15 protein-coding genes and 1 pseudogene are annotated in these 16,338 nt (G+C 63.8%); 6 read left to right on the top strand and 10 right to left on the bottom strand.

The genetic code is table 11. The annotated features are described in order from the left end of the window. Positions 1–78: 78 nt before the first annotated feature. Positions 79–1,308: an acyl-CoA dehydrogenase gene (locus tag DFS21_RS09840; RefSeq protein WP_110703621.1), complete on the bottom strand. Its 1,230-nt coding sequence runs from the start codon at positions 1,306–1,308 to the stop codon at positions 79–81. A gap of 140 nt (positions 1,309–1,448) precedes the next feature. On the opposite strand from DFS21_RS09840, the gene DFS21_RS09835 reads away from it, so the two are divergent. Together DFS21_RS09835 and DFS21_RS09830 are read left to right on the top strand one after the other, a co-directional pair. Then, positions 1,449–2,390: a LysR family transcriptional regulator gene (locus tag DFS21_RS09835; RefSeq protein WP_102682867.1), complete on the top strand. Its 942-nt coding sequence runs from the start codon at positions 1,449–1,451 to the stop codon at positions 2,388–2,390. Between the two features lie 45 nt (positions 2,391–2,435). Then, a complete protein-coding gene (locus DFS21_RS09830) occupies positions 2,436–2,654 on the top strand; it encodes a DUF2970 domain-containing protein (protein WP_094011402.1) in 219 nt (72 codons plus the stop codon). Positions 2,655–2,951: 297 nt separating this feature from the next. Here DFS21_RS09830 and DFS21_RS09825 read toward each other — a convergent pair whose 3' ends face one another. Next, positions 2,952–4,028, bottom strand: coding sequence for an ABC transporter substrate-binding protein (locus DFS21_RS09825; protein WP_111532204.1), 1,077 nt, complete (start codon positions 4,026–4,028; stop codon positions 2,952–2,954). A 216-nt stretch (positions 4,029–4,244) separates the two neighbouring features. On the opposite strand from DFS21_RS09825, the gene DFS21_RS09820 reads away from it, so the two are divergent. Then, entirely contained in the window at positions 4,245–5,897 is a 1,653-nt protein-coding gene (locus DFS21_RS09820) for a nitrite/sulfite reductase (RefSeq protein WP_110703625.1), read from the top strand. Beyond that, positions 5,881–6,375, top strand: coding sequence for a DUF934 domain-containing protein (locus DFS21_RS09815; protein ID WP_023629994.1), 495 nt, complete (start codon positions 5,881–5,883; stop codon positions 6,373–6,375). The genes DFS21_RS09820 and DFS21_RS09815 overlap by 17 nt, the downstream gene beginning before the upstream one ends. 73 nt (positions 6,376–6,448) lie before the next feature. On the opposite strand, the pseudogene DFS21_RS09810 reads toward DFS21_RS09815, so the two are convergent. Continuing rightward, positions 6,449–6,820, bottom strand: a pseudogene (locus tag DFS21_RS09810) (helix-turn-helix domain-containing protein); the annotation flags it as partial. Positions 6,821–7,091: 271 nt separating this feature from the next. Between DFS21_RS09810 and dkgB the strand changes: the two are divergent. Next, positions 7,092–7,895 (top strand): 2,5-didehydrogluconate reductase DkgB, encoded by an 804-nt coding sequence (gene dkgB / locus DFS21_RS09805; RefSeq protein WP_110703627.1) that lies wholly within the window; start codon positions 7,092–7,094, stop codon positions 7,893–7,895. A gap of 58 nt (positions 7,896–7,953) precedes the next feature. Continuing rightward, a complete protein-coding gene (locus DFS21_RS09800; RefSeq protein WP_110703629.1) occupies positions 7,954–9,135 on the top strand; it encodes an MFS transporter in 1,182 nt (393 codons plus the stop codon). A gap of 72 nt (positions 9,136–9,207) precedes the next feature. On the opposite strand, the gene ahpF is transcribed toward DFS21_RS09800, so the two are convergent. The 7 genes from ahpF to DFS21_RS09765 all read right to left on the bottom strand — a co-directional run bounded on the left by ahpF (position 9,208) and on the right by DFS21_RS09765 (position 16,320). After that, positions 9,208–10,770 carry an alkyl hydroperoxide reductase subunit F gene (ahpF, locus tag DFS21_RS09795; protein WP_111532203.1) on the bottom strand — a complete coding sequence of 521 codons (1,563 nt, stop codon included), beginning with the start codon at positions 10,768–10,770 and terminating at the stop codon, positions 9,208–9,210. Between the two features lie 137 nt (positions 10,771–10,907). After that, complete coding sequence (gene ahpC / locus DFS21_RS09790) at positions 10,908–11,471, bottom strand: alkyl hydroperoxide reductase subunit C (RefSeq protein ID WP_023631141.1); 564 nt, start codon at positions 11,469–11,471, stop codon at positions 10,908–10,910. A gap of 256 nt (positions 11,472–11,727) precedes the next feature. Then, positions 11,728–13,083: a glutathione-disulfide reductase gene (gene gorA / locus DFS21_RS09785; RefSeq protein WP_102682875.1), complete on the bottom strand. Its 1,356-nt coding sequence runs from the start codon at positions 13,081–13,083 to the stop codon at positions 11,728–11,730. Between the two features lie 98 nt (positions 13,084–13,181). After that, positions 13,182–14,021 carry a UTP--glucose-1-phosphate uridylyltransferase GalU gene (gene galU, locus DFS21_RS09780; RefSeq protein ID WP_023631140.1) on the bottom strand — a complete coding sequence of 280 codons (840 nt, stop codon included), beginning with the start codon at positions 14,019–14,021 and terminating at the stop codon, positions 13,182–13,184. Positions 14,022–14,253: 232 nt separating this feature from the next. Next, on the bottom strand, positions 14,254–15,168 hold the full coding sequence (locus DFS21_RS09775; protein ID WP_110703633.1) for a c-type cytochrome: 915 nt from the start codon (positions 15,166–15,168) through the stop codon (positions 14,254–14,256). Beyond that, the gene (locus DFS21_RS09770) at positions 15,165–15,815 is read right to left on the bottom strand and encodes a cytochrome c (protein ID WP_102682877.1); all 651 of its coding nucleotides are present in this window, start codon (positions 15,813–15,815) and stop codon (positions 15,165–15,167) included. The genes DFS21_RS09775 and DFS21_RS09770 overlap by 4 nt, the downstream gene beginning before the upstream one ends. A 145-nt stretch (positions 15,816–15,960) precedes the next feature. Beyond that, a complete protein-coding gene (locus DFS21_RS09765) occupies positions 15,961–16,320 on the bottom strand; it encodes a hypothetical protein (RefSeq protein ID WP_023631137.1) in 360 nt (119 codons plus the stop codon). Between the last annotated feature and the right edge of the window lie 18 nt (positions 16,321–16,338).

Raw genomic sequence — 16,338 nt, 5'->3', positions numbered from 1 at the left:
GCCGAATGCCGATCAGAAGACCCGCCTAGGCGGGTCTTCTGTCGTCAATGCCAGCCACCACGACTCAGGCGGCAAACCCTAGCGCTCGCTACGGAGCATTTCCTTCGGCACATACTTGCCAATCTCATACTTGCCAATCGCCGCCCGGTGCACCTCATCCGGCCCGTCGGCCAGGCGCAGGGTGCGCTGCATCGCGTACATGTAGGCCAGCGGGAAATCACCGCTCACCCCTGCCCCGCCATGGATCTGGATCGCCCGGTCGATCACCTTCAGTGCCACGTTCGGCGCCACCACCTTGATCTGGGCGATCTCGCTGCGGGCCACCTTGTTGCCGACGGTGTCCATCATGTACGCGGCCTTCAGGGTCAGCAGCCGGGCCATGTCGATCTCCATCCGCGAGTCGGCGATCTTGTCGACGTTGCCCCCCAGCCGTGCCAGCGGCCGGCCGAAGGCAGTGCGTTCGACCGAGCGCTTGCACATCAGCTCCAGGGCGCGTTCGGCCATGCCGACCGAGCGCATGCAATGGTGGATGCGCCCAGGCCCGAGGCGGCCCTGGGCGATCTCGAAGCCACGGCCCTCGCCGAGGAGCACGTTCTCGTAAGGCACTCGCACGTTCTCGAACAACACTTCGGCGTGGCCGTGGGGCGCGTCGTCGTAGCCGAACACCGGCAGTGGGCGGACGATCTTCACGCCAGCTGCGTCGGTGGGCACCAGGATCATCGAGTGCTGTTGGTGACGCTGCCCCTCCGGGTTGGACAGGCCCATGAAGATCATCACCTTGCAGCGCGGGTCACAGGCGCCGGAGGTCCACCACTTGCGGCCGTTGATCACCCACTCGTCACCGTCACGCACGGCGGTGGCAGCCATGTTGGTGGCATCCGATGAGGCCACGTCCGGCTCGGTCATGGCGAACGCCGAACGGATCTCGCCACGCAGTAGCGGCTCGAGCCACTGGCGTTTCTGCGCCTCGCTGCCGTAGCGCACCAGCACTTCCATGTTGCCGGTGTCCGGCGCCGAGCAATTGAACGGCTCGGGCCCCAGCAGCGAACGGCCCATGATCTCGGCCAGCGGCGCGTACTCAAGGTTGCTCAGCCCTGCGCCGTACTCGGACTCGGGCAGGAACAGGTTCCAAAGTCCCTCGGCGCGGGCCTTGGCCTTGAGTTCCTCCATGATCGCGGTGGGCTGCCAGCGGTCGCCCTCGGCGACCTGTCGCTCGAACACCGGCTCGGCCGGATAGACGTATGCATCCATGAATGCGCTGACGCGCTCGCGCAGTGCCTGGACCTTGGGCGAATAGGCGAAATCCATCGGGGCTACCTTCCGTCAATGAAGAACATGGACCTGAGCCTAGAACAGCCACCCTTCATCCACCTAGTCTATTTTCTTCGTGTATAAACATTCATAACCAATATATGATCGATCCATAACTCCAACAAAGAGCGGCGCCCATGAACCTCAGCAAGGTCGACCTCAACCTGTTCATCGTCTTCGACGCGATCTACACCGAAGCCAACCTGACCCGCGCCGGGCAGATCGTCGGCATCACCCAGCCGGCGGTGTCCAACGCCCTGTCACGCCTGCGCGAGACGTTCAACGACCCGCTGTTCGTGCGCACCGCCCAGGGCATGGTGCCCACGCCCATGGCGCAGAACATCATCGGCCCGGTGCGCAACGCGCTGTCGCTGCTGCGCACCTCGGTACAGGAAAGCCGCATCTTCACCCCGCTGCAGGCGAGCAAGACCTTCCGCATCAGCATGACCGACCTCACCGAGGCGGTGATTCTGCCGCCGCTGTTCCAGCGCCTGCGGCGGCTCGCGCCAGCCCTGGTGATCGAGAGCTTCCTGTGCAAGCGCCGCGAGACCACCAAGGAACTGGCCGCCGGGCGCCTGGACTTCGCCGTCGACGCGCCGCTGAACACCGACCCTCAGGTGCGTCACGTCAAGCTCATGCAGGACCGTTATGTCTGCGCCATGCGCCCCGGCCACCCACACGCCGACAGCAAGCTGAGCCTGGACAACTACCTGGCCATGACCCACATCCATATCTCCAGCCGCCGTAACGGCCTGGGCTACGTGGACCTGGCCCTGGGCAAGATGGGCGTGCAGCGCCGTGTCGCCCTGCGTTCGCAGCACTACCTGATGGCCTCCCAGGTACTGCAGCAGACCGACATGGTGATGACCGTGCCCGAGCGTTTCGCCCGCCGCCACCAGTTGCGCCACCAACCCCTGCCGGTGGAGGTACCGGCGCTGGAGACCCACCTGTACTGGCACGAAAGCACCGACCAGGACCCGGCCAACCGCTGGATGCGCGAGCAGATCATCGAGCTGTGCGAGCGGGTGGTGGCCCAGGATGAGCAGGAACAGGCAAGCCCGGCAATCGCATCGGCCTGAGTCGCCTACACTGTCGATGATTGCCTCTGAACCCAGGAGCCACTCATGGACGACAGCCAACATGGCAAGCCACCGACCTTCTGGCAGATGCTGCAGAGCATCCTTGCCGCGGCGTTTGGCGTGCAAAGCGGCAAGAACCGCGCCCGCGACTTCACCTATGGCAAGGCCAGCCATTTCATCGTGATGGGGACAGTGTTCACGCTGATCTTCATCTTCGTGCTGATCGGCCTGGTGCAGCTGGCGATGCACCTGACGGCGCGCTAGTCGCGCCGGGCAATACTGCTTGGCTAAACGCAATCCGCCCGCGGATATCCCTTCCGCGGGCGGTTCAGGTGTTTCTCACGGTCTTGAGCAGTTATCCGCTATTGATGGCTGACCCAGTACACCGCGGTGACCACCACCAGCACGATCAGACACAGGATCGCCCAGGCATCGACACTGCTGTCAGCTTTGCGGACCTTGGTAGAGTTTCCCATTGCATTGCCTCTTGTAGTGGTTATGGGAATGCACTTCACAAGCAGCAGTTAAGTCCAGCAATGCCCTTCGCTCAAGCAGGGTCTTTCAATACTCGACGGGTGACGTGAGAAACGGGTAGCGGAAATCCGCCCGCCGCCCTTCGGCACTGAAACGGTGGAAGTCGATGCCGTGGTCATCCTGCTCCAGCAGCTTGAGCCAGCGCCGCGCCTTGGCCGGGTCGATCAGTTGCAGGGCGGGCGCGCTGTGCTCACGCTGGCCGCCGCGATCCACTGCAAGCCCTTGGGCATCGTCATGCAGCATGACCATGGCCCAGCCGCCCAAGGTGAAATGCCCACCCATGAGCACGCTCAAACGCCCGTCGATTCGCGCACGCAGGGCCTCCGGCGAGCTGTTGACCGCACTGAACAGGGCATCGCGCCCCGGCACCTTGCCCAGCGTCTCGAACGCCTGCATGGCACCGAACGCCATCTGGTCGTTGGCCGCCCACACCAGACGGGTGTCGGGGTAGCGCTCGAGCAGCATCTGCGCCTGTTCGAAGGCGCGCTCGCGGCTCCAGCCGCCGTATACCACCTGGCGCAGGCGCACCCGGGGGCACTCGGCCAGTGCCCGGCGCATGCCCTGCACGCGCAGCTGCGAAGCCGGCGTGGTCTTGACCCCGGCGAAGGCCAGCAGGTCGACCGGCCCGGCTTCGGCAGGCAGTTGCGCCACCAGCGCCTTGAGCATCTGGTAGCCGGCCTCCTCGTCGTTGCTGACCAACGTGCCGAGTACTTCAGGATATTTGTCCGGCTGCGCCTGGACGCTGTGTGCCTGGCTGTCGGTGAGGCCGTTGTTGACCAGGAACAGCTTGACCCCGGTGCCCCGCGACAAGCGGATGATCTCCGGCGCGACGTACAGCTCGTTGACCAGCACCAGATAGTCCGGGCGCTGCGGTCCTTGCAGCACCTCCCGAGCCTGGTTCAGCGCTAGGTCGGCACGACGCTCGCTGTACTGCACGCGCAAGGTCATGCCCAGGTCGCTGGCGGCGGCCTGCATGAAACGTGAATAGTCAACCCAGAACGTTTCATCGGAGTAGCCCGGGTTGATAAATACCACCGAAGCGGCCTGCGCGCTCGCTGCCAGTGGCAGGCTCAGGCACAGGCTCTGGCACAAGGCCTTGAGCATGCTGTTACTTCCCTGCGAAGCAAACCCCGGATTATAGCCCTGCGATGTACCGCAACGGACAAATGCCAGTCAGTCTCACTTAGTCCAAATGGTTCTTTTCATATGCAAAAACATCACTTTAGCGCATAAACCCACTCTGCTATCGTTCCTCCGCTCCGCCCCGGAGTGCGCGGCCGTGCGCGCGATTAGCTGCATGCAGCCTGAGACAGGACTTATATGTACGTATACGACGAGTACGATCAGCGGATCATCGAGGACCGCGTCAAGCAGTTCCGTGATCAGACCCGCCGCTACCTGGCCGGTGAGCTGAGCGAAGAAGAATTCCGCCCTCTGCGCCTGCAGAACGGCCTGTATATCCAACGTTTCGCGCCGATGTTGCGAGTCGCCGTGCCCTATGGCCAGCTGAACGCACGTCAGGCCCGCATGCTGGCGAAGATCGCCCGCGACTACGACAAGGGCTATGCGCACATCAGCACGCGCCAGAACGTGCAGTACAACTGGCCGGCGCTCGAAGACATCCCCGAGATCCTCGCCGAGCTGGCCACCGTGCAGATGCACGCGATCCAGACCAGCGGCAACTGCCTGCGCAACGTCACCACCGACCAGTTCGCCGGTGTCGCCGCCGACGAGCTGGTCGACCCGCGCCCGTGGTGCGAGATCGTCCGCCAGTGGACCACCTTCCACCCGGAATTCGCCTACCTGCCACGCAAGTTCAAGATCGCCGTCAACGGTTCGAGCGATGACCGCGCCGCCATCGAGGTGCACGACATCGGCCTGGAGCCGGTGCGCAACGCCGCAGGCGAACTGGGCTTCCGCGTATTGGTCGGAGGCGGCCTGGGCCGTACCCCGGTGATCGGCGCATTCATCAACGAGTTCCTGCCCTGGCAGGACCTGCTCAGCTACCTGGACGCCATCCTGCGCGTGTACAACCGTTACGGCCGTCGTGACAACAAGTACAAGGCGCGGATCAAGATCCTGGTCAAGGCCCTCACCCCGGAAGTGTTCGCCGAGAAGGTCGAGGCCGAGATGGTCCACCTGCGTGGCGGCAACACCACCCTGACCGAGGCCGAAGTACAGCGCGTCGCCCGCCACTTCGTCGACCCCGAGTACCTGGCCCTGGACAACACCGACTTCAGCGCGCTGGACGCCGAGCACCCGGGCTTCGCCCGCTGGCGCTCGCGCAACACCCGTGCGCACAAGAAGCCGGGCTATGTCGCCGTGACCCTGTCGCTCAAGCCCACCGGCGTCGCCCCGGGCGACCTGACCGACAAGCAGCTCGACGCGGTCGCCGACCTGGCCGAGCGCTACAGCTTCGGCTACCTGCGCACCTCCCACGAGCAGAACATCATCCTCGCCGACGTCGAGCAGCGTCAGTTGCACGCGCTGTGGCTGGAACTGCGCGAGCAAGGCTTCGCCACCCCGAACATCGGCCTGCTGACCGACATCATCTGCTGCCCGGGCGGTGACTTCTGCTCGCTGGCCAACGCCAAGTCGATCCCGATCGCCGAGTCCATCCAGCGCCGCTTCGACGACTTGGACTACCTGTTCGACATCGGTGAGCTCGACCTGAACATCTCCGGCTGCATGAACGCCTGCGGCCACCACCACGTCGGCCACATCGGCATCCTTGGCGTGGACAAGAAGGGCGAGGAGTTCTACCAGGTCTCGCTGGGCGGCAATGCCGCGCGCGATGCCAGCCTGGGCAAGATCCTCGGCCCCTCCTTCGCCCAGGACGACATGGCCGACGTGATCGAGAAGCTGATCAATGTGTACGTCGAGCGGCGCACCGAAGACGAGCGCTTCATCGACACCTACCAGCGGATCGGCATCGACCCCTTCAAGGAACGCGTCTATGCAGCGAATCATTAAGAACAACCAGATCGTCGACGAAACCTGGCACTTGCTGCCCAAGGACGTCTCGATCGACGAACTGACCAACTGCGACGACTACATCGTGCCGCTGCAGCTGTGGCGCGACCATCCGAGCCTGCTCAAGGCCCGCGACGGCGGCCTGGGCATCTGGCTGGACAGCGACGAAGAAGCCGAGGAAATCGGCGAGCACGTCGAGCACTTCCAGGTGATCGCCCTGAACTTCCCGGCCTTCACCGACGGGCGCAGCTATTCCAACGCGCGCCTGCTGCGTGACCGCTACAAGTTCAAGGGCGAGCTGCGCGCCATTGGCGACGTGCTGCGCGACCAACTGTTCTACATGGCCCGCTGCGGTTTCGACGCGTTCGCCATCCGTGCCGACAAGGACCCGGAAGACGCGCTGCAGAGCCTGAAGGACTTCTCGGTGACCTACCAGGGCGCCACCGACGAGCCGCTGCCGCTGTTCCGCCGCCGCTGATCGTCGCCTGCTGCATTGAACGGCCCGCCTTATGGCGGGCCGTTTCATTTGCGGATCGGCTGCGCGCTAGCGCCTGCCAGTCCGGCCGCCGGCGCAACGCGCTGGGCGCATGCCCGAAGGCCCGGCGAAACGCCCGGCTGAACGCTTCCGGACTTTCGAAGCCCGCCGCCAGCGCCGCGTCCAGCACCGAGTGTTCGGGCTGCCCGACCAACCGATGCGCGGCACGGCGCAGGCGCATCAGCTGCACATAACGGGCAACCGGGACGCCCACATAGGCACTGAACTGGCGGTGAAAATGAAACGCCGAAAAATGTGCCACGGCGCTCAAGGTTTCCACCGACAGGTCACCTTCGAGGTTGTCCTCGATATAGGTAAGTACGGTCTCGAACCGCTGCTGGTAAAGGGCATTGACTGACAAATCAGGCTGCTCCTGGAAATACGGCAGGCCACAGCTTCGTCGATCCAGCCATGGCCACGCCTAGCCGCACTAGCTCAATCACAACATCCTCCGGTAACGCTGGCCTGACTGCGATTATCGGCCCGGCCGGTCTTATCCAGCGTATCCCTCCGCGGGTGAGCGCCATTATTGTCACGCACCGATCACAACCCAACCCTCCATTCATGACTCCAGCTCAAAGGACCTTGGTTTGTCGAGGCCTTAATCAATTCCGACGAACCCTGCACACTGCACTCATTCACTCGACAGGAGCACATCCATGAGCATTCCATCCTTTGGCCTTGGCACATTCCGCCTCACCGGCCAGGCCGTCATCGACTCGGTCAGTGCGGCGCTGGAGCTGGGCTACCGCGCCATCGACACCGCGCAGATCTACAAGAACGAGGCCGAGGTCGGCCAGGCTATCGCCGCAAGCGGCGTGCCGCGCGACAAGCTGTTCATCACCACCAAGATCTGGGTCGACAACTACGCCGCCGACAAACTGATCCCCAGCCTGCGCGAGAGCCTGACCAAACTGCGCACCGAGCATGTCGACCTGCTGCTGATCCACTGGCCGGCGCCCGGCAACGGCGTCGAACTGCCCGAATACATGCAGGCCCTGGCCGAGGCCAAGCGCCAGGGCCTGACCCGCCAGATCGGCATCTCCAACTTCAATATCGAGCTGACCCGCCAGGCCATCGCCGTGGTCGGCCAGGGGGAGATCGCCACCAACCAGATCGAGCTCAGCCCGTATCTGCAAAACCGCAAGCTCACCGCCTTCCTCGCGGAACAAGGCATCGCCACAACCTCCTACATGACCTTGGCCTATGGCAAGGTCCTGAAGGATCCGCTGCTGGCGCAAATCGCCGCCAAGCACAAGGCCACCGTGGCCCAGGTGGCCTTGGCCTGGGCATTGCAACTGGGCTACGCGGTGATCCCTTCATCGACCAAGCGCGAGAACCTGGCCAGCAACCTGCTCGCCCAGAGCCTGCGCCTGGACGCCGACGACATGGCGCGCATCGCCACCCTGGAGCGTGACGGCCGTGAAGTCAGCCCGGACGGCCTGGCGCCGGCCTGGGACTGATATCCTTCGGGCATGGAGGCCCACCTCCCTGATTTCAAACGCTTTTTCGGAGCTCCCAATGAGCACGCTTTCCCCCAAACGGGTGCTGTTCGCCCTTGCCATCGGCGCCTTCGGCATCGGCACCACCGAGTTCACCCCCATGGGCCTGCTGCCAGTGATCGCCGATGGCGTCGGCGCCAGCATTCCCAGCGCGGGCATGCTGATCACCGCCTATGCCATCGGCGTCATGGTCGGCGCGCCGATCATGACCTTGCTGTTCAGCCGCTTCGGCAAGCGTGCCGCGCTGATGATGCTGATGGGCATCTTCACCCTGGGCAACCTGCTGTCGGCATTGTCGCCGGACTACTACACCCTGCTTGTCTCGCGCCTGATCACCAGCCTCAACCATGGCGCCTTCTTCGGCCTGGGCGCGGTGGTGGCCGCCAGCGTGGTGCCTCGGGACAAGCAGGCCAGCGCCGTGGCCACCATGTTCATGGGCCTGACCATCGCCAACATCGGCGGCGTGCCGGCCGCCACCTGGCTCGGCCAGCAGGTCGGCTGGCGCATGGCCTTTGCCGGCACCGCGGTGCTCGGCCTGCTGGCCATCGCCGCACTGTGGTATGCACTGCCCAAGGGCGAGCGCGGCAACGTGCCCCATGTCCGCAAGGAGCTGGCGGTAATCGCCCGTCCCAACGTGCTGCTGGCCATGGCCACCACCGTGCTCGGCGCAGGCGCCATGTTCACCCTGTACACCTATGTCGCCCCGGTGCTCGCCGAACTGACCGGCGCCTCTGCCAGCTTCGTCACCCTCGGCCTGGTACTGATCGGCGTCGGCTTTACCCTGGGCAACAGCCTGGGCGGCAAGCTGGCTGACTGGTCGCTGGACGGCGCCGCCAAGATATTCCTCGGTGCACTGGCGGCGATCATGTTGCTGATGCCGCTGGTACTGGGCAGCCATGTCGGCGCGGCGCTGGCGCTGTTGGTCTGGGGGATGTTCACCTTCGCCGTGGTTCCGCCGCTGCAGATGCGGGTGATGATCGCCGCAGCCGAAGCACCGGGGCTGGCGTCGTCGATCAACGTCGGCGCGTTCAACCTGGGCAATGCCGTGGGCGCGGCCCTGGGCGGCGCGGTGATCAGCCTGGACCTGGGCTACGCGGCGGTGCCGATGGCCGGGGGCATGCTGGCGGCGGCCGGGTTGCTGCTGGTGTGGCTGGGCGGGCGTGGCAAGGCCACCGACGCGGCCTTGGGCAAACCGGCCTGAGGCAGGCGACACTCACTAAAACGCCGCCATCCCCGAGGGATGGCGGCGTTTTTGCGTTGCACCCACAGGCGGTCAGGCCGGGGCCGAAGTGCGGATCAGGTGATCGAAGGCGGCCAGCGACGCCTTGGCGCCCTCGCCCACTGCGATGACGATCTGCTTGTACGGCACCGTGGTCACGTCACCGGCAGCGAACACACCCGGAATGCTGGTCTGGCCCTTGGCGTCGACGATGATCTCGCCGCGCGGCGACAGCTCCACGGTGCCCTTGAGCCAGTCGGTGTTCGGCAGCAAGCCGATCTGCACGAAGATGCCTTCCAGTGCCAGGTCGTGCAACGCATCGGTGGTGCGGTCCTTGTAACGCAGGCCGGTGACCTTCTCGCCATCGCCGAGCACTTCGGTGGTCAGCGCGCTGGTGATCACCTTGACGTTCGGCAGGCTGTGCAGCTTGCGCTGCAGCACGGCATCGGCACGCAGCTGGCTGTCGAACTCGATCAGGGTCACCTGGGCAACGACACCGGCCAGGTCGATGGCCGCTTCCACGCCGGAGTTGCCGCCACCGATCACCGCCACGCGCTTGCCCTTGAACAGCGGGCCATCGCAGTGCGGGCAGTAGGCCACGCCGCGAGCGCGGTATTGCTGCTCGCCCGGCACGTTCATTTCACGCCAGCGGGCACCGGTGGCCAGGATCACGGTCTTGGCCTTGAGCGAGGCGCCCCCGGCCAGGCGCACTTCGTGCAGGCCGCCGCCGGTGGCCGGGATCAGCGCTTCGCCGCGCTGCAGGTTCATGATGTCGACGTCGTACTGCTTGACGTGCTCTTCCAGGGCCGTGGCCAGCTTCGGCCCTTCGGTCTCCTGCACCGAGATGAAGTTCTCGATGGCCAGGGTGTCGAGCACCTGCCCACCGAAACGCTCGGCAGCAACACCGGTCCGGATGCCCTTGCGCGCAGCGTAGATGGCCGCGGCAGCACCGGCCGGGCCACCGCCGACCACCAGCACGTCGAAGGCGTCCTTGGCATTGATCTTCTCGGCCTGGCGGGCACCGGCATTGGTGTCGATCTTGCCGAGGATCTCTTCCAGGCCCATACGCCCCTGGCCGAACACTTCGCCGTTCAGGTAGACGCTCGGCACCGCCATGATCTTGCGGCTTTCCACTTCATCCTGGAACAGCGCACCATCGATGGCCACATGGCGCACGTTGGGGTTGAGCACCGCCATCAGGTTCAGCGCCTGGACCACGTCCGGGCAGTTCTGGCACGACAGCGAGAAGTAGGTTTCGAAGGTGAACTCACCTTCAAGCGCCTTGATCTGTTCGATCACTTCGGCACTGGCCTTGGAGGGGTGGCCACCGACTTGCAGCAGCGCCAGCACCAGGGAAGTGAATTCGTGACCCATGGGAATGCCGGCAAAGCGCAGGCTGATATCGGCGCCCGGGCGGTTCAGCGAGAACGATGGCCGACGGGCGTCGGTGCCGTCCGCGGCGAAGGTAATCAGGTTCGACAGGCTGGCGATTTCCACCAGCAGGTCGTGCAATTCGCGGGACTTCGCGCCGTCGTCGAGGGAAGCAACGATCTCGATCGGCTGGGTGACCCGCTCCAGGTAGGTTTTCAGTTGCGATTTAAGCGTGGCGTCCAACATACGGGCGATTCCTTTTTCAATACTCGGATACAAAAACGCCCAGGCGAGATCGCCCGGGCGTTTTTACGGGGCGGTAACTGCTTCAGCTTTGGCGGCTGCCTACCGCCCGCGATTGGCACATGATCAAAGGCTTCGCTTTAGATCTTGCCGACCAGGTCCAGGGACGGTGCCAGAGTAGCTTCGCCTTCTTTCCACTTGGCCGGGCAGACTTCGCCTGGGTGCGCGGCGACATACTGGGCAGCCTTCACTTTACGCAGCAGCTCGGCAGCATCGCGGCCTACACCACCGTCGTTCAGTTCGACGATCTTGATCTGGCCTTCCGGGTTGATCACGAAGGTACCGCGATCGGCCAGGCCGGCTTCCTCGATCAGCACGTCGAAGTTGCGCGAGATGACGTGGGTCGGGTCACCGATCAGCGGGTACTTGATCTTGCCGATGGTGTCCGAGGTGTCGTGCCAGGCTTTGTGGGTGAAGTGGGTGTCGGTGGACACGCCGTAGATTTCCACGCCCAGTTTCTGGAACTCGGCGTAGTTGTCGGCCAGGTCGCCCAGTTCGGTTGGGCAGACGAAGGTGAAGTCGGCTGGGTAGAAGAATACGACGGACCACTTGCCTTTCAGGTCGGCTTCGCTGACCTGGACGAACTCGCCGTTGTGGTAGGCGGTGGCGTTGAACGGTTTGACCTGGCTGTTGATGATAGGCATGAGAGACGCTCCTTCATGGATTGAATTTCAATGGGTTGAAATCAGTTGACGGAGAGAATCCTAACCGCTGGTCCCGTTAAAGGCTCATTGGCAAAGCTCATGCTTGCGATTGGTTTTGGCTATAAGGCGCGATTATTAATAGAAGGGATTGGGCTGAGCAAAGGATTGCGCGGGGTCAAAAGCATCGCGGGGCAAGCCCGCTCCCACGCCCGGCGATAACTGGCGTGGGAGCGGGCTTGCCCCGCGACAAGGCGTATCAGCGAGTGACGGTACGCATGGTCACGAACTCTTCGGCGGCGGTCGGGTGCACGCCGATGGTCTCGTCGAACTGCTGCTTGGTCGCGCCGGCCTTCAGGGCGATCCCCAGCCCCTGGATGATTTCACCGGCATCCGGGCCGACCATGTGGCAGCCCAGGACCTTGTCGGTCTCGGCGTCGACCACCAGCTTCATCAAGGTCTTCTCCTGGATGTCGGTGAGGGTCAGCTTCATCGCCCGGAAGCGGCTCTCGAAGATCTGCACCTTGTGCCCGGCGGCCAGCGCCTGTTCCTCGGTCAGGCCCACGGTGCCGATCGGTGGCTGGCTGAACACCGCTGTCGGGATGTTCTGGTAATCGACAGGCCGGTACTGCTCAGGCTTGAACAGACGTCGGGCCACAGCCATGCCTTCGGCCAGGGCCACCGGCGTCAGTTGCACCCGGCCGATCACATCGCCGATGGCCAGGATCGAAGGCTCGGTGGTCTGGAACTGCTCATCGACACGGATGAAACCACGCGGATCCAGCTCCACCCCGGTGTTTTCCAGGCCCAGGTTGTCCAACATCGGCCGCCGGCCGGTGGCGTAGAAGATGCAATCGGCCACCAGCTCGCGACCATCCTTGAGGGTGGCCTTGAGGCTGCCGTCATCGAGTTTGTCGATGCGCTGGATATCGGCGTTGAACTGAAGGTCCATGCCGCGCTTTTCCAGTTCTTCCTTCAGGTGCGTGCGCACCGAGCCGTCGAAACCGCGCAGGAACAGGTCGCCGCGATACAGCAGCGTGGTAGCGGCGCCCAGACCCTGGAAGATACCGGCGAACTCCACGGCGATATAACCGCCCCCCACTACCAGTACTCGACGTGGCAATGCCTTGAGGTAGAAGGCTTCGTTGGAGGTGATCGCCAGCTCCTTGCCGGGGATGTCGGGCACCTGTGGCCAGCCACCGGTGGCGATCAGGATGGTAGCCGCCGTATAACGTTGACCCTCGACCTCTACTTCATTGGCGCCGGTGATCCGGGCATGTCCCTGCAGCAGGGTGACGCCACTGTTGACCAGCAAGTTGCGATAGATGCCGTTGAGGCGCTCGATCTCGCGGTTCTTGTTGGCGATCAACGTACCCCAGTCGAAATGCCCCTCCTCGAGGGTCCAACCGAAGCCAGCGGCCTGTTCCAGCTCGTCGGCCACATGGGCGCCGTACACCAGCAGTTTCTTCGGCACGCAGCCGACATTGACGCAGGTGCCCCCCAGGTAACGGCTCTCGGCCACCGCCACCTTGGCACCGAAGCCCGCGGCGAATCGCGCCGCGCGCACACCGCCGGAACCGGCGCCAATCACGAACAGATCAAAATCGTAGGCCATGCATTCAGTCTCCTAGGCAGGCGCCCAGCATAGCGCCGTTACCTGCCACAGACAAAAAAGCCACCCCGAGGGGTGGCTTCTGGACCTGCCGGGCGAACTCAGTACGCCTTGCCAGTCTTGTAGTAGTTCTCGAAGCAGAAGTTGGTCGCGTCGATGTAACCCTCGGCGCCACCGCAGTCGAAACGCTTGCCCTTGAACTTGTAGGCGATCACACAGCCATCCTTGGCCTGTTGCAGCAGGGCGTCGGTGATCTGGATCTCGCCGCCCTTGCCAGGTTCGGTGTTGGCGATGATGTCGAAGATGTCCGGAGTCAGGATGTAGCGACCGATGATCGCCAGGTTCGACGGCGCGTCTTCCGGTTTCGGCTTCTCGACCATGTTGGTCACGCGGTAGATGTCGTCACGGATCATTTCGCCGGCGATTACACCGTACTTGTTGGTTTCCTGCGGGTCGACTTCCTGGATGGCAACGATCGAGCAGCGGTACTGCTTGAACAGTTTGACCATCTGGGTCAATACGCCGTCACCTTCCGGGTTGACGCACAGGTCGTCGGCCAGCACCACGGCGAACGGCTCGTCGCCGATCAGCGGGCGGCCGGTCAGGATCGCGTGGCCCAGGCCTTTCATTTCGGTCTGGCGGGTGTAGGAGAACGAGCACTCGTCGAGCAGGCGACGGATGCCGACCAGGTACTTCTCCTTGTCGGTGCCCTTGATCTGGTTTTCCAGCTCGTAGCTGATGTCGAAGTGGTCTTCCAGGGCACGCTTGCCACGGCCGGTGACGATGGAGATCTCGCTGAGGCCAGCGTCCAGCGCTTCTTCAACGCCATACTGGATCAGTGGCTTGTTGACCACCGGCAGCATTTCCTTGGGCATGGCTTTGGTAGCGGGCAGGAAGCGGGTGCCGTAACCGGCTGCCGGGAACAAGCATTTCTTGATCATATACGTCCTTAACAAGGGCTTTGCGTACGAAATTCGGCGCAGTCTAATCAGGCGGCGGTCACCTTACAATGCCCCCCGCGCTGGCCGATGCCATCATAGAGATATTCCAGTGTAGATAGTTCCTGAAGGCCGTGAATTTTAAGCGCCTGGCAGCGTCATGGCGGGACGGGCCCGCCCCCACGATCGCCCCTTGCGGGGCGTGGGAACGGGCTTGCCCCGCGAGGGTTTCAGCTCAACCGCCGATCCCCTGCCCGATCAACACGCCATCGACTTTCTGCCCATACAGGTTGACCCCGTCATTGGCATGGAACTTCAGCCGGGTCTTCTCGATCGAGCCTTCGACCAGGCGCGGATCCTGCGGTCGCTCATGGCGATTGATCCAGGCTGCCACGTCCCAGGCCTGCTGGTCACTCAGGCTGCCGGGCTTGCCCAACGGCATGTTGTACTTGATGAACGACGCCGCGGTGTTGATCCGGTGCATGCCGGCCCCCCAGTTGTACGAGTCCTTGCCCCACAGCGGCGGCATCACGTACTCCCCGGCCACCTTCTGCCCTTCGCCGTTGCCGCCGTGGCAGATCGCGCATTGTTCGTCATACACCTGCTTGCCGCGCTTGAAGTCGTAGCCATCCTTGGGCTTCGGCACGTCCGGATAGCCGCGACCGGCGATCTCCACCCCCGTCGGCGCCTGGGTCGACAACCAGTAGGCATACACACTCAGCGCGGTCATCTGCGGGCTGTCGGCCGCCGGCGGCTTGCCGTTCATGCTGAAGGTGAAGCAGCCCTGGATGCGTTCGGCGAAGGTGTTGACCTTGTCGTTTTTCTTACGGTACGCCGGGTACATCGGATAGGCGCCCCAAAGCGGCGCGGAATGGAACAGGCGGCCCTGGTCGAGGTGGCAGTTGCTGCAGTTCAGGCCATTGCCGACGGCTTCGGGCATCAGCCTGCGGGTATCGACGAACAGCGCATGCCCTTCGCGGACCATCTTGCCGAAGGCGTTGTCCGGAATGGCGCTTTCCGCGGGCGGTACGAATTGCGGGGCCGCCTGCACGCCCGGCACCTTGAGCTGGGACTGGTCTTCCATGGCAATAGGGGCGGCCTGGGCAGTGCCCATGGCCAGCAGCAGCAGGGTTGGCATAAGGGTCTTCATGGCTTGACCTCCTGGCTTGCCGGCTGTGCGAAGTAGTCGGCAACTGCCTTGACCTCGGCATCGGTCATCGCTTTGGCGACATCCACCATCAGCTGGTTGGGGTCGTTGCTGCGGCTACCATCGCGCCAGGCGTTGAGCTGTGCCACCAGGTAGCTGGCCGGCTGCCCGGCCAACGGCGGGAAGTGCTCGCCGACACCGCTGCCACCCGGGCCATGGCACTGCACGCAACCGGGAATCTTGCGGCTCCAGTCGCCGTAGATGGCCAGGCGGGCCACCGGATCGGTGGTGATCTGCTGACGCCGCGTGTCAGGTGCGGCATCGGCCGGCAGCTTGGCCAAATAGGCGCTGATCGCTTCGATTTCCGTATCGTCCAGGGCCTTGGCCAGCGGCTCCATCACCGCCTGCTTGCGGCTGCCACTGCGAAAGTCCTGCAATTGCTTGCTCAGATAGCCGGCGGGCAGGCCGGCAAGGCGGGGAAAGCCGGCGGCGGCGATGCCTTTGCCGTCCGCGCCATGGCAGCCCAGACAGGCCATGGCGGCGGGATTCTGCCCGCCCTGGTTGAAGATTTTCTGGCCGTCGGCAGCGTGCGCCGAGGGCCAGGCCAAGATCAGCAGGCTGCCGATCACGACATGGCTCAGGGGTTTCATCACGGAGGCTCCATTTCCTTGTTATAAGCTTAGGCTCAAACGATATAAGCCCAGAAATACTAGGCCTATTCCCCGGCCTGCGACAACGTGCCGCCGGGAAGGAAAATGGCAATACGCCAGCTAATTGCCGATTAACTGAGCTGGATCAAGAACCGGAGATGCATTGGGTGGCGGCCGTGCGCACATCGCCCAGGCGCAGCGGGAAATTGTTCAACCGCTCGTAGACCTTGATCGCGCTGCCGCTGCCGCGCTTGTCGATATCGAGCAGCGCCGCCGGCCCCACGCCAGCCGTCAGCTTCTGCGGCACGGTCAGGCGCAGGTTTTCACCGCGCACCTCCTCTTGCAACGGATCACGCGTTTCAGCCAGCTTGCGCTTCACGCAGTCGGCGTACTCACGTGGCGTCTTGCCAGAGATCACGTCCAAGGTGGCGTGGGACTGCTCGAGTTCCGTCACGCTGACACAGCCTCCCAATGCCAGCACCGCTGCCGCTACTACCCATTTCATGCACACACTCTCCAACTT

Source organism: Pseudomonas sp. 2848, assembly GCF_003253945.1.
Classification (GTDB): Bacteria; Pseudomonadota; Gammaproteobacteria; order Pseudomonadales; family Pseudomonadaceae; genus Aquipseudomonas.
This window is presented reverse-complemented; position numbering and strand designations above follow the sequence as displayed.

What these genes read in the sequence shown, in the direction of transcription:
- dkgB (WP_110703627.1), top strand. Translation starts at nt 7,092, where the DNA reads ATGAGCATTCCATCCTTTGGCCTTGGCACATTCCGCCTCACCGGCCAG.
- DFS21_RS09830 (WP_094011402.1), top strand. Translation starts at nt 2,436, where the DNA reads ATGGACGACAGCCAACATGGCAAGCCACCGACCTTCTGGCAGATGCTG.
- ahpC (WP_023631141.1), bottom strand. Translation starts at nt 11,471, where the DNA reads ATGCCTATCATCAACAGCCAGGTCAAACCGTTCAACGCCACCGCCTAC.
- DFS21_RS09840 (WP_110703621.1), bottom strand. Translation starts at nt 1,308, where the DNA reads ATGGATTTCGCCTATTCGCCCAAGGTCCAGGCACTGCGCGAGCGCGTC.
- ahpF (WP_111532203.1), bottom strand. Translation starts at nt 10,770, where the DNA reads ATGTTGGACGCCACGCTTAAATCGCAACTGAAAACCTACCTGGAGCGG.
- DFS21_RS09820 (WP_110703625.1), top strand. Translation starts at nt 4,245, where the DNA reads ATGTACGTATACGACGAGTACGATCAGCGGATCATCGAGGACCGCGTC.
- DFS21_RS09815 (WP_023629994.1), top strand. Translation starts at nt 5,881, where the DNA reads ATGCAGCGAATCATTAAGAACAACCAGATCGTCGACGAAACCTGGCAC.
- DFS21_RS09765 (WP_023631137.1), bottom strand. Translation starts at nt 16,320, where the DNA reads ATGAAATGGGTAGTAGCGGCAGCGGTGCTGGCATTGGGAGGCTGTGTC.
- galU (WP_023631140.1), bottom strand. Translation starts at nt 14,021, where the DNA reads ATGATCAAGAAATGCTTGTTCCCGGCAGCCGGTTACGGCACCCGCTTC.
- DFS21_RS09770 (WP_102682877.1), bottom strand. Translation starts at nt 15,815, where the DNA reads ATGAAACCCCTGAGCCATGTCGTGATCGGCAGCCTGCTGATCTTGGCC.
- DFS21_RS09825 (WP_111532204.1), bottom strand. Translation starts at nt 4,028, where the DNA reads ATGCTCAAGGCCTTGTGCCAGAGCCTGTGCCTGAGCCTGCCACTGGCA.
- gorA (WP_102682875.1), bottom strand. Translation starts at nt 13,083, where the DNA reads ATGGCCTACGATTTTGATCTGTTCGTGATTGGCGCCGGTTCCGGCGGT.
- DFS21_RS09775 (WP_110703633.1), bottom strand. Translation starts at nt 15,168, where the DNA reads ATGAAGACCCTTATGCCAACCCTGCTGCTGCTGGCCATGGGCACTGCC.
- DFS21_RS09800 (WP_110703629.1), top strand. Translation starts at nt 7,954, where the DNA reads ATGAGCACGCTTTCCCCCAAACGGGTGCTGTTCGCCCTTGCCATCGGC.
- DFS21_RS09835 (WP_102682867.1), top strand. Translation starts at nt 1,449, where the DNA reads ATGAACCTCAGCAAGGTCGACCTCAACCTGTTCATCGTCTTCGACGCG.